Source organism: Streptomyces sp. PA03-6a, assembly GCF_033792765.1.
In the GTDB taxonomy this organism is placed as follows: Bacteria; Actinomycetota; Actinomycetes; order Streptomycetales; family Streptomycetaceae; genus Actinacidiphila.
The window spans coordinates 1-552 of sequence record NZ_JARAVK010000632.1; the positions used below are offsets into that span (position 1 = coordinate 1).

General features: G+C 74.1%; 1 pseudogene. It reads left to right on the forward strand.

The features are described from left to right. Nucleotides 1–552: pseudogene (locus tag PV350_RS46975) on the forward strand (serine protease); the annotation flags it as partial.

A 552-nucleotide genomic window follows, 5' to 3' on the forward strand; every position in this document is an offset into this window, starting at 1 on the left:
CTACGACAGCATCTGGGCGCTCCCGACCGGCAAGAAGGTCACCGACGGCGAGTTCGAGTTCGGTGCCCGCTTCCGCCTGGAGCAGCCGGCGCTGACCGTGGGCACGGCCTCCAGGACCTACGCCGACCCGCTGGTCAAGCGCGGGGCCGAGCCGCTGCCGGCCGGCACCCGGACGCTCACGGCGGTCTACGCCGGTGAGGGCACGGCCGCAGAACTGGCCCGCACGAACGTCCGCGGCAAGGCCGTGGTGGTGCGGGGCGGTGACCCGTCCGGCATCCAGGCACAGGCGGAAGCCGCGGCGGCGGCGGGCGCGCAGGTGCTCGTCGTCGTCAACGAAGGCATCGGCCGGCTCCAGCCCTGGGACGAGGGCCCCTGGAGCCCGGAGAGCCCGGCGCCGCTGACGGTGGCCACCCTCAACGCCGACCAGGGCGCCGACCTCATCGGCTCGCTCGGGCACGGCCCGGTCAAGCTGAAGGTCACCTCGAACCCCACCACCGACTACCTCTACGACGTGGTGCACCACTGGACCGGCGCCGTCCCGGCGGACCCGAC